Source organism: Paraburkholderia sp. J12 (assembly GCF_905220215.1).
Taxonomy (GTDB): domain Bacteria; phylum Pseudomonadota; class Gammaproteobacteria; order Burkholderiales; family Burkholderiaceae; genus Paraburkholderia.
The window spans coordinates 409,817-421,107 of the sequence record NZ_CAJMZC010000002.1 but is presented as its reverse complement, the minus strand read 5'-3'; the positions used below and the strand labels follow the sequence as shown (position 1 = coordinate 421,107).

The following is an 11,291-nucleotide window of genomic DNA, read 5'->3' as shown; positions in this document are numbered from 1 at the left end:
TATAGTCGGCGTTTCGTAAGCTATAGCGCTGCGCTGCGCGGGCGCACCGGCAGGAACGAACGTGGGGCCGTTGCTTCACCCCCTAATTTTTTACTTTCCGTGTTCGCTCAAACAGGCAACAATGGAACGACCGGTCGGCGCGGCGCGCGTGAAAACGCGCAACGGCAGGCCGCCGGGCAGCAGGTATGGATGTGGGCACAACCGTTGGTGCGCACAGGCTTTGATCAGCACGTTGACCGGCGCTTCACGAAACGAAAGCCGGCATAGAGAACGGGGAAACATCATGCAAGTCGGTTCTATTGTCCGCTCGGTTCATATCGCCGTACCTCAGGGTGCACGCGGCATCGTGATGCGCATTCTCGGCGACATGGCCATGGTCACCTGGTACGTCGGCGAGCCCGGCGCGTCGAAACAGCTCGCTACCGAGCCCTTTTTTCTGGAAGACCTGATCGACACGGGCGAGCACGTCCTGCCGGCGGGTGCGGTGGTTCACTAACCCTTCATTCACTCACCCGTTCATCGCGACACGGAGCACGAGGAGACCCGCCCCTGCGCGCGGCGCACACGCGCCGCGCCGCATGACTCGCCCGCGCGGCCCGCAGGAGGCACAATTGCGGGTATGAACCACGATCTTTCTTCCCAGCCGCCCGCACCTTCCGGCGACGACGAGTCCTCCGCGGATCCCGCACGAGCGGCCGCTCCCTACGCGCGCCTTACGCCCGAATGCGTGCTCGACGCGCTCGACAGCGTGCTGATCCCCGCTGGCCGCCGCACCGACGGCCGCATGCTCGCGCTCAACAGCTACGAGAACCGCGTCTACCAGGTGGGCGTGGAGGACGGCCCGCCCGTCGTCGCGAAGTTCTACCGGTCCGAGCGCTGGTCGGACGAAGCGATTCTCGAAGAGCATGCCTTCGTCGCCGAACTCGCCGCGCGCGAGATTCCGGCGGTGCCCGCGCTCGCCCTCGAAGGCCGCACGCTGCACAGCTACGAGGGTTTCCGCTTCTCCGTGTTCGAGCGGCGCGGCGGCCGTGCCCCCGATCTGGACCGCAGCGACACGCTCGAATGGATCGGCCGTTTCATCGGACGCATTCACGCGGTGGGCGCGCTCACGCCGTATCGCGCGCGCCCGACGCTCGACATCGAGACCTTCGGCTACGAGCCCCGCGCGTATCTGCTCGAACACGGCTTCGTGCCTGCCGACGTGCGCAGTGCGTGGGAGGCGGCCGTGAATCTCGCGCTCGAAGGCGTGGAGGCCGCATTCGAGCGCGCGGGCGACGTGCGCAATCTGCGCCTGCACGGCGACTGCCACCCGAGCAACGTGCTGTGGACCGACGCCGGCCCGCACTTCGTCGATTTCGACGACAGCCGCATGGGCCCCGCCATTCAGGATTTGTGGCTGCTTTTGCCGGGCGATCGCGAGGGCGCGTCGCGCGCACTCGCCGATCTGCTGGCGGGCTACGAGGATTTCGCCGAATTCGAGCCGCGCGAGCTGCACCTGATCGAAGCGCTGCGCACGCTGCGGCTCATCCACTACTCGGCGTGGCTCGCGCGGCGCTGGCACGATCCGGCGTTTCCGGCCGCCTTCCCGTGGTTCAACACGCAGCGCTACTGGGAAGAGCGCATTCTCGAACTGCGCGAGCAGATCGGCGCCATGCAGGAAGGGCCGCTCTGGCCTGTCTAGGCGGCGCTCGCCGTGGCGTTCACGCGGCTCGCTGCACGCCTCGCAGCGCCGCTCGTTGTGCCGCTCGTTGCGCCGCTTATTGCGCCGCTCATTGCGTATTCGCCGCATGCACCGGCTGCGCGCTCGCGGCGGTCGCATTCGCTACCGGCTTGACGATCCATTGCGCGCGCAGGTCGCGCGACATGGTTTCGAACGCGGGCCGCATCTGTGCGAATTCGTCAGGTGTGCAGACATCGCTCGCGAAGTGCGTGCGGCCCGTGCGCGTCACGCGCAGGACGTTGGCCGCCGGATCGAGTGTGTACTGCGAACTGAACTCCACATAGGCGTTCTCCGCGTGCTGCGGCGCGGGCACGTCCAGCACGCGGATGCCCGGCGGCAGCGCGATGCGGGTGCGCTCGGTCGAGACGAAATTGCGGCAGACGAAGGGTTGCGTGCGGCGCGGTTCGCCGAGCCAGTAGCGCAGATTCGCGTCGAGGCCGCCCACGAAGCTCGTGAGTGCGGGGACGGGCGTGGTCATGTCCGGATCGACGAAGCCGTCCAGCTGGCCCGAAAGCGTGAGCACGAGCGGCCCGCTCGTCGCATCGAGCGGGCTTGTCGCGATCGTGGCCGTGCCGCGCAGGTTTGCGTTGCGCAGCTCCCATTGCAGCGATTCCTCGCGTTGCGCCGGGGTTTGCAGGCGCAGCACGCTGCGCGTCTGTTCGGCGGCCCAGCCGTCCGCGTGCAGGCGGAATGTGAAGTGCGCGGAGCCGTCGGGCGCGACGGCGATGTCGAGGTCGCTGTCGCGCGTGGTCGAGGCCGTGGCGGGCGTGCGCAGGCGCGTGCCGTCCCCGGCCAGCACGGCCACGCGGTCCATGTCGGTGGCGGGCAGGAAGCCGAACTCGATGTTGCCGGCCGTGGAGTCCGCGAACATCTGCAGGTCGGGCAGCCACGTGATGACGTGGTTGATCACGCCGAATCCCGGCACGTCGGGCAACGTATAGACCGTGCCGCTGTTGATGAGCGCCGGCTCGCTCTTCACGCCGACCGCCGCGAGCAGCGCGCCGTAGAGCGCCACGTGATCCTTGCAGTCGCCGTAGCGGTTGGCGAGCACGTCGGCCGCGCGGTGCGGCACGATCTCGCCGCGCCCGATGTTGATCGCCACGTAGCGGATATTGCGGCGTACCCAGTCGTAGAGTGTCTGCGCTTTCGCGCGCGGCGTGGTGTCGTGTTCGGTGAGCTGCTTCGCGAACGCGACGAGCGCGGCGTCGTGCGCGCCCGGGTCCGCCGCCGAGGCGCGATACACCGACGCGAAGGCCGCATAGTCGGGGAAGGTGGAGACCATCAGCCGGTCTCCGTAGCTTACGTAGGAAACCGAACCGTATTCGAGGCGCTCGAAATTCGCCTTGTCGTAGCGGAATTCGTAGCGCGTGCGGCCGCCCGAAGTCTGCGGCGGCAGCGCGGTGAAGCCGCGCGCGTCGGCGTAGAGCGGCTCGGAAGCCGGCATGTCGTAGATCACGCGGAAGTTGTGCGTGGGCGCGAGGTCGGGCGGCGTGAAGTCGCTGAACCAGCCCGGCACCACCGGCACGCGCTGGGTCTTGCGATAGGTGAGGTGCACGCGCGCGCCGGGTTCCACGGCCGGAAACACGATCACCTTGTCCTGCACGTCCTGGAACATGGGGGCGTCGAACGAGCGCAACTCCTGCACGTCGCGGATCTGTTCGGCGCCGACGTCGTGGCGGTGCCCCTGGGCGTCTTCGGTCCAGGCTTCGAGGATATCCACGTCGGCCATTTCGCGGTTGAACCACACGTAGTACTGGCCGGCGCGCGCAATGCCCGCTTCCGTGTTCACGCGCAGGGTGAGCGTGTCGAGCTTCGTGAACGAGCCGTCCTGGTTGACGGTGAAGGTCTGCGTCTCCGACTCGTTGGTGTAGGGCGCGAGCGATGCGTCGCCGGGCGCCGAGGAGTTGGCCGAGCCGGTTGCGTGAACGCCTGCGGCCGCGCCGGACAGGGCAATGCACAGCGCGATCAGAGGAGCGGGGCGCATGACGGCCTTGGTGTATTGAGGGGCAACGGATCGTGGGAACGCAGCACTCGAGCGCAACATTCCCACTTAAAAGTGACCGAATTCGCTTGTCAAGCGGGTGCCCCGCACAGAACCCAAGGTCGATGCCCGCGCGCCTCGATTGAGTAAACCTTTCAATTGTGTAATGATGGGCATTCTCATCTGCAAGCCCCGACGCGCCTGTCTCCTGCCCTCCCGTCGCCGATTTCATGTCCGATTCTCTTCGTACCGCCACGCCGCTCGACGCGGGCGAACTTGCCGCGCGCCGGCAGCGTTCGCGCCGTGCCGCCTTCATCAAGTGGCTGCGCAAGGTGCACGGCTGGGTGGGCTTGTGGGGGGCCGTGCTCGGCTTGCTGTTCGGCGTGACGGGCTTTTTGCTGAATCACCGCGCGGGGCCGATGAAGGTGCCCACCGGCGAGCCGCAGGTCGAGCAGATGCAGATCGCCCTGCCCGCCGAGGCGCCCGCCACACCCGAAGCGATGGCGCACTGGCTGCAACGCGAACTGGGCTTCGACGGCAAGCCTGGGCGCATGAAGCGCGAACGCGCGCATCCGGTTGCGTGGGGCGATCGCAGCATCGTGCAGCCGGAGTTCTGGCAGCTGGCGCTCATGGGCCCGCATCAGGGCCTGCAGGCCGAGTACTGGGTGGGCAACGGCTACGTTTCGGTCAGGCGCACGCAGAACACCGTGCTCGCCACGCTCAACAATCTGCACAAGGGCGTGGGCCTCGGCATCGGCTGGGTGCTGCTCATGGACACCATCGCCGGCAGCCTGATCCTGCTCTCGCTCACAGGCGTGCTGCTGTGGACCGAACTCAACCGGCGCCGCACCGTGGGCGTGCTGCTCGTGGCCGGTTCGGTGGGCGCGGCCATCGCGGCGGGACTCCTGTAACGCGCTGCTTCGTTTTCCGATTCGTTCTCCGATCTTTCGGAAATCGATAGCGAGCAAAGCAACGATTGGGAATCGCCCGCGGCCCGCTGCCGTATATGCAGCGCCGTTGCATATCCCATATGCATCGCTGTCTCATATTGCAAAGGCTTCTTGCGGGGACTAAGGTTCCGGGCAGTCGCCCTGCGACATTTAAGCGCACCGTACAGACAGACCAGACAGACACGATCTGCCTGCCCTTTACGCTGCGCGATTCGATGCACCCACGCCTTGCCCCAAGAAGGAGACCTCATAATGAGCAGCGTTGCGGATTCAACGCGCGGTCAAGCTGCCGCACCATTCTTTTCCAAAGAAGCTACCGTTGCGCCGCCCGGCTTTTCACGCTGGATGGTGCCGCCCGCCGCGCTTGCCGTGCATCTGTGCATCGGCGAGGCTTACGCCTTTTCCGTTTTCAACGCGCCGCTCACGAAAGTGATCGGCATCACGCAGTCCGCGCCGGGCGACTGGTCGCTCACCACGCTCGGCTGGATCTTTTCGCTCGCCATCGTGTGCCTCGGGCTCTCCGCGGCATTTGGCGGCAAGTGGCTCGAACGCGTGGGCCCGCGCCGCACGATGTTCACGGCGGCCTGCTGCTTCGGCGGGGGCTTTCTCGTCGCCGCGCTCGGGGTGTGGACGCACGAGATCGGGCTGTTGTATCTGGGCTATGGCGTGATCGGCGGCATCGGCCTCGGGCTCGGCTATGTCTCGCCGGTGTCCACGCTGATCCGCTGGTTCCCCGACCGCCGCGGCATGGCCACGGGCCTCGCGATCATGGGCTTCGGCGGCGGCGCGATGATCGCCGCGCCGCTTTCCGTCGCGCTGATGAAGCACTTCGCGAGCGACACCAGCGTGGGCGTGGCGCAAACCTTCGTCGTGCTGGGCGTGGCGTATTTCATCTCGATGTCGATCGGCTCGCTCGCCATTCGCGTGCCACCGCCCGGCTGGCAGCCCGCGGGCTGGACGCCGCCCGCGGCCACGGGCAAGCTCGTTTCGCGCGCGCACGTGCATATCGATCAGGCGCTCAAGACGCCGCAGTTCTACCTGATCTGGCTCGTGCTGTTCCTCAACGTGACGGCCGGCATCGGCATCCTGGGCCAGGCTTCGGTGATGATCCAGGAAAGCTTCAAGGACACCGTGAGCGCGGGCGCGGCTGCGGGCTTCGTGGGCCTGCTCTCGCTCTTCAACATGGGCGGGCGTTTCGTGTGGGCCTCCGCTTCGGACTGGGTGGGCCGCAAGAACACCTACTTCATCTTCTTCGTGGCCGGCGCGGTGCTCTACTACGCGGTGCCGCAGTTCGCGCAGAGCGGCAACATCGTGCTCTTCGTGCTCGCGTACTGCCTGATTCTCTCGATGTACGGCGGCGGCTTTTCGACCGTGCCCGCGTATCTCGCGGACATGTTCGGCACGGCGTTCGTGGGCGGCATCCACGGGCGTCTTCTGACTGCCTGGGCCGCGGCCGGCGTGGCCGGCCCGGTGCTCGTGAACTACGTGCGCGCCTACGAGGTGGCCCACGGCGTGGCCAAGGCCGATGCCTACACGATGACCGTGCACATCATGGCCGTGCTGCTGGTGATCGGTTTCGTCTGCAACCTGCTCGTGGCGCGTGTGCACGAGAAGCATCACATGAGCGAGTCGCAGCTTGCGGCTGGAAAATAAGGAGAAGGCAATGAGCACGACCGTTGCGACGAAGTCATCGAACAAGCTGCTGATGGCGGTTTTCTGGCTCTACGTGCTGGTGCCGCTCGCGTGGGGGGTGACCAGCACGCTCGCGCAGGCGATGAAGCTGTTCGGTTGAGGCAGCACGCGGCACCAAGCACCAGACCGCACCAGACCGCACCAGGCGGCACCCCGCGGTGCCGCAGGCAAGACCCTCGATGCGGGCCGCCGACGCAAGTCGCGGCCCGCCTGTCTTTTGTGCTCGCCCACGCGCAGTTGCGAGACTGCGCCCGCAGGGCCGGCAGCGAGTCTGGGCGCCGGACGTAGTCTCTGGCGCTATACCTGGCAGGTCGAGCCCGCGCCTGCTGCGATCTCGCGCGCGGCCTTCGCGCCTTCGACCTGGAGCAGGGTGGGCAGCGAGACGCCGTTCTTCGCGGCGGTCACCTCGGCGAGGATCGACACGGCGATCTCGGGCGGCGTGCGGCTGCCGATGTAGATGCCCACGGGCCCATGCAGGCGCGCGAGTTCCGCGTCGCTCAGATCGAACTCCTTGAGCCGTTCGCGCCGCGCCGCGTTGTTGCGCCGCGAGCCGAGCGCGCCCACGTAGAACGCGCGTGTCTTGAGCGCTTCCATGAGCGCGAGGTCGTCGAGCTTCGGGTCGTGCGTGAGCGCGATCACGGCGCACCGTTCGTCGAGCTTCATGTCGAGCACGGTGTCGTCGGGCATGGTGCGCACGAGCGTCGTGCCCGGCACGGCCCAGGTGTCGGTGTATTCCTCGCGCGGGTCGCACACCGTCACCTGGTAGTCGAGCCCCACGGCGATCTGGCACAGGTAGCGCGAAAGCTGCCCCGCGCCGATCACCAGCATGCGATAGCGCGGCCCGTGAATGGTGAGGAGCTGCGCGTCGTCGAAATAGACGCCGTCGGTGGCGCTCGCGGGGCCGAGCGTGGCGACACCCGTGGCCATGTCGAGCGTGCGCGCCACGAGCTCGCCGCGCTCCACGGCGTCGAGCAGCGTACGAATGCCGCCCGCTTCGCTGAGCGGCTCCAGCGCGAGCTGGATCGTGCCGCCGCACGGCAGTCCGAAGCGATGCGCTTCTTCCGCCGTGATGCCGTATTTCACCGCCTCGGGCTTCTCGATGCCGATGCCTTCGCGGCGCACGCGGTCGATCAGATCGTCCTCGATGCAGCCGCCCGAGACCGAGCCCGCCACGAGCCCGTCGTCGCGCACCACCAGCATCGCGCCTTCAGGGCGCGGCGAGGAGCCCCACGTTTTCACCACCGTCACCAGCAGGACGCGGTGGCCCTCGTCGAGCCAGCGCACGCTGGATTTCAGGACCTCGAGATCCACGCTGTCCATGATCGTTTCCCTTTCTTTCCTTCGTCGCCCGATGCCTCTGCGGCGGCGTTGTCGCTGTCTGTCCGGGCCTCGGCCGCGCCTTCGGCTTCGGCGGTTGCCGCAACGCCCGGAGTCGTTGCCGCTTCGCCCGCGCCCAGCTGCTCGCCGAAGCGTTTGAAAAATTCTGCCGCGATTTTGCGCGCCGCGCCGTCCACGAGCCGCGAACCGATCTGCGCGAGCTTGCCGCCCACCTGCGCACTTGCCGTATAGGTGAGCGTGGTGGCATCGTCGCCTGCCGGTTCGAGCTTCACCTGGGCGCTGCCCTTGCCGAAACCCGCGGCGCCGCCCTGGCCTTCGAAGAGGATCGTGTAGTGCCTCGGCGCGTCGATATCGGCCAGTTCCATGCGCCCCTTGAAACGCGCCTTCACCGGGCCCACGGCCGCGGTGAGCGCGACCGCGTAGCCGGTTTCGCCTTCGGGCTCGATGCTCTCGCAGCCCGGAATGCAGGCCTTGAGGATCGCCGTGTCGTTGAGCGCCTCCCAGGCGCGCTGCTGCGGCACCGGCAGCGTGTGGCTTTCGGTCAGCTCCATCGTGCTCCTCCTTGCCGTGACATGCACTGCGGCGATCGGTCGGGCCGCGATTGGTCGGGCGGCGCTTCGCCGAGACTGCGTCCGAACGCTTCGAGACTCTCGAGGTTGTGGACGGGGTAGTGGGCGTCCACGTGCGGCAGCATCGCCTGCACGCCGCGCGCTTTCGGGGTGAAGTCGCCGTAGCGCAGCAGCGGGTTGAGCCACACCACGCGGTGCGCGAAGCGGGCGAGGCGCGCCATTTCGACGCCGAGCGTCTCGCTGGCTTCGTGATCGAGCCCGTCGGTGACCATCAGCACGGTGGCACGACCGCCGAGCATGCGGCGCGCCCAGCGGCGATTGAACTCGCCGAGCGTCGCGCCGATGCGCGTGCCGCCCGACCAGTCCGCCACCTGTGCCGCGATCTGCGCGAGCGCGATATCGGGATCGCGTTCGCGCAATGCGCGCGTGGCATGCGTCAGGCGCGTGCCGAACAGGAAGACCTGAAGGCGCTCGCGAGAATGCAGTAACGCGTGGCAGAAGTAAAGCACTGCGCGCGAATACGCACTCATCGATCCGCTTATATCGAGCATCAGCACGAGCGGCGGCTTGCGCTCCACAGGGGCGCGGTATTTCCACACGGTCCAGTCGCCGCCCGCGCGCACGGCGTGACGCGCGCTCGCGCGCAGGTCGGCATGCGTGCCGTGCGAGGCCGCCTTGAGCCGCCGCGTGCGCTCGGTGGCGAGCGGCAGGCGGCGCGCGCGGATCAGGTGGCGCAGCGCGCGCCATTCGTCGGCGGTGAGCGTGTCGAAGTCGCGGTGACGCAAACGCTCCTCCGCGCTGAAGCTAGCGCGGGCGCGCAGTTCGTGCTCTTCCTCGCGCGACTGCGGCTGGTGGGTGCCGCGCGGTTTGGCCGTGCGCGCGGCGAGCGCATCGGCGAGACGGTTGTTGCGGCGCGGCGGCGGCAGGCCGCCCTGCACCTTGGGCAGCAGCAGCGCGCGCAGCTTGCCTTCCCAGTCGGGGTCGCGCCAGAAGAGATCGAAGGCCGCGTCGAAGATCTCGCGCTCGTCGGGGGCGGATGTGAGGAGCGCGGCCAGCGCGGCGCGCACGTCGTCGCGGCGCGCGAGGTCGATGAGGTTCAGCGCTTCGAGCACGTCGGCGGCTTGCGCGGACGACATCGGCAGACCCGCGCCGCGCAGGATGCGCACGAAATGCACCACGTTGCGCGCGAGCATGGGCGGTGCGGCGACGGAGGGTGTGGAAACTGCGGGTGCGGCATCCATCGGCTCAATCCTCCGCGGCGAGCGCTTCGGCGATCCGCCGCGTGTCGAGTTGCGCGAGGTCGTCCTGATACTTGAGCAGCACGCCCAGCGTGTCCTGCACAGATTGCGGGTCGAGCTCCGTGACCGACAGCGCCGAAAGCGCACGGCACCAGTCGATGGTTTCCGCAATGCCGGGAGCCTTGAAAAGATCCATCGTGCGCAGCCGATGCACGAACGACACCGCGCGCTGCTGCAGCGCCGCCGAGGTTTCCGGCGCGCGCGCCGCCACGATCGCGAGTTCCCGCTCGCGGTCCGGGTAGCCCAGCCACTGGTAGAGGCAGCGTCGCTTGAGCGCGTCGTGCACTTCGCGCGTGCGGTTCGAGGTAATGACGACGAGCGGCGGCACGTCGGCGCGCACTGTACCGTATTCGGGAATCGATACCTGGAAGTCCGAAAGAAGCTCCAGCAGGAAGGCTTCGAACGGTTCGTCGGCGCGGTCGATCTCGTCGATCAGCAGCACGCGCCGCGCCAAAGGGTTGTGCGGATCGGGCTGCAGGGCTTGCAACAGCGGCCGCTTGAGCAGGAATTCGTCGCGATAGAGCGTGTCGTTGCGCGGCTTCTCGCCCGCGGCTTCGGCAAGGCGCAGCGCCATGATCTGGCGTGGATAGTCCCATTCGTAGAGCGCGCTTGCAGTGTCGAGCCCTTCGTAGCATTGCAGCCGCAGCAGCGTCGTGCCGAGCATCGCGGCCGCGGATTTCGCGAGTTCGGTCTTGCCGACGCCCGGTTCGCCTTCGAGAAAGAGCGGGCGCTGCATGGCGAGCGCGAGAAAGAACGCCGTGGCGAGTTCACGGCTCGCGAAGTAGCCGCGCGACTGGAGTTGCGCGAGGGTGTCGTCGATCGAGGCCGGTTGCATGGCGTGCCTGAATACGGTGATGCGCCGAAGCCCGCCTGGTTCGTCTTTCACCCGCGCCGGGGCGCGGGTGAAACAAGTGGGGCGGGTGGGGCGGTTCTAACCGTTGGCCTTCGTCACCGCGCGCGCCGCGAGCACCGGAATCAGGTGCGCGCGGTACGCGGCGCTGGCGTGCAGGTCGGTGTTGAGGTCGTCGGCGGCGAGCGTCACGGCGCGTGCGGCGGCCGGCGTGAAGTTCGCCGCGAGCGCCTGCTCCAGCGCCTGCGCGCGGAACACCGAAGGCGCGGCGCCCGTGACCGCGACGCGCACCTTGCCGTCGGCGGACTTCGCGACGAACACGCCCGTGAGCGCGAAGTGCGAGGCCGGGTTCTTGAACTTCTCGTAGGCCGCGCGCTCGGGCACCGGGAATTCGACGGCCACAATCAGCTCGTCGGGTGCCAGCGCCGTTTCGTACATGCCGAGAAAGAAGTCGTCCGCCGCAATGCGACGCCGGTCCGTGACGACGGTCGCGTTCAGTGCGAGCACGGCGGCGGGATAGTCCGCCGCCGGGTCGTTGTTCGCGAGCGAGCCGCCCAGCGTGCCGAGCGCGCGCACCTGGCGATCGCCGATGCCGGCCGCGAGCTGCGCGAGTGCAGGCAGCGCGTTCTGCACTTCGGCGTTTTCGGCGACGTCCGCATGGCACACCGCCGCGCCCACTTTCACCACCCGGCCGTCGACGAACAGCGCCTTCAGGTCGGGAATGCGCGTGACGTCCACGAGCGTGGAGGGCTGGGCGAGGCGCAGCTTCATCGCCGCGAGCAGGCTCTGGCCGCCGGCCAGGTATTTCGCGTCGGCGTCGCCCGAGAGCGTTTTCACCGCGCCTTGCGCGTCGCTTGCGCGCTGGTAGTCGAATGCATACATGGTGCGCCTCC

11 protein-coding genes are annotated in these 11,291 nt (G+C 67.9%); 5 read left to right on the top strand and 6 right to left on the bottom strand.

Annotation, left to right across the window (positions count from 1 at the left end; genetic code table 11):
- Window positions 1-283: 283 nt before the first annotated feature.
- Together U5760_RS06900 and U5760_RS06895 are read left to right on the top strand one after the other, a co-directional pair.
- Window positions 284-496 carry a hypothetical protein gene (locus U5760_RS06900; protein WP_322010582.1) on the top strand — a complete coding sequence of 71 codons (213 nt, stop codon included), beginning with the start codon at window positions 284-286 and terminating at the stop codon, window positions 494-496.
- 123 nt (window positions 497-619) lie between these two features.
- Window positions 620-1,681, top strand: a complete 1,062-nt coding sequence (locus U5760_RS06895) for a serine/threonine protein kinase (RefSeq protein ID WP_322010580.1) — start codon at window positions 620-622, stop codon at window positions 1,679-1,681.
- 88 nt (window positions 1,682-1,769) lie between these two features.
- On the opposite strand, the gene U5760_RS06890 is transcribed toward U5760_RS06895, so the two are convergent.
- Window positions 1,770-3,704, bottom strand: a complete 1,935-nt coding sequence (locus U5760_RS06890; protein ID WP_322010579.1) for a DUF3857 domain-containing transglutaminase family protein — start codon at window positions 3,702-3,704, stop codon at window positions 1,770-1,772.
- A 227-nt stretch (window positions 3,705-3,931) separates the two neighbouring features.
- Here U5760_RS06890 and U5760_RS06885 point away from each other — a divergent pair, with 227 nt between their 5' ends.
- The 3 genes from U5760_RS06885 (at window position 3,932) to U5760_RS06875 (ending at window position 6,443) form a co-directional block, all read left to right on the top strand.
- Window positions 3,932-4,612 carry a PepSY-associated TM helix domain-containing protein gene (locus tag U5760_RS06885; RefSeq protein WP_322010578.1) on the top strand — a complete coding sequence of 227 codons (681 nt, stop codon included), beginning with the start codon at window positions 3,932-3,934 and terminating at the stop codon, window positions 4,610-4,612.
- A gap of 291 nt (window positions 4,613-4,903) precedes the next feature.
- Window positions 4,904-6,304 (top strand): OFA family MFS transporter, encoded by a 1,401-nt coding sequence (locus U5760_RS06880; RefSeq protein WP_322010577.1) that lies wholly within the window; start codon window positions 4,904-4,906, stop codon window positions 6,302-6,304.
- 10 nt (window positions 6,305-6,314) lie between these two features.
- Window positions 6,315-6,443 carry an MFS transporter small subunit gene (locus U5760_RS06875; protein WP_322010575.1) on the top strand — a complete coding sequence of 43 codons (129 nt, stop codon included), beginning with the start codon at window positions 6,315-6,317 and terminating at the stop codon, window positions 6,441-6,443.
- Window positions 6,444-6,640: 197 nt separating this feature from the next.
- Here U5760_RS06875 and U5760_RS06870 read toward each other — a convergent pair whose 3' ends face one another.
- From U5760_RS06870 to U5760_RS06850, 5 genes are all read right to left on the bottom strand, one after another.
- Window positions 6,641-7,663, bottom strand: a complete 1,023-nt coding sequence (locus U5760_RS06870; protein WP_322010573.1) for an XdhC family protein — start codon at window positions 7,661-7,663, stop codon at window positions 6,641-6,643.
- Window positions 7,636-8,232 carry a carbon monoxide dehydrogenase subunit G gene (locus tag U5760_RS06865; protein WP_322010572.1) on the bottom strand — a complete coding sequence of 199 codons (597 nt, stop codon included), beginning with the start codon at window positions 8,230-8,232 and terminating at the stop codon, window positions 7,636-7,638. Before U5760_RS06865 ends, U5760_RS06870 begins: the two co-directional genes overlap by 28 nt.
- Window positions 8,223-9,491, bottom strand: coding sequence for a VWA domain-containing protein (locus U5760_RS06860; RefSeq protein WP_322010571.1), 1,269 nt, complete (start codon window positions 9,489-9,491; stop codon window positions 8,223-8,225). The genes U5760_RS06865 and U5760_RS06860 overlap by 10 nt, the downstream gene beginning before the upstream one ends.
- A 4-nt stretch (window positions 9,492-9,495) precedes the next feature.
- Window positions 9,496-10,383: a MoxR family ATPase gene (locus U5760_RS06855; RefSeq protein ID WP_322010570.1), complete on the bottom strand. Its 888-nt coding sequence runs from the start codon at window positions 10,381-10,383 to the stop codon at window positions 9,496-9,498.
- A gap of 96 nt (window positions 10,384-10,479) precedes the next feature.
- A complete protein-coding gene (locus U5760_RS06850) occupies window positions 10,480-11,280 on the bottom strand; it encodes a xanthine dehydrogenase family protein subunit M (RefSeq protein ID WP_322010568.1) in 801 nt (266 codons plus the stop codon).
- Window positions 11,281-11,291 lie beyond the last annotated feature (11 nt).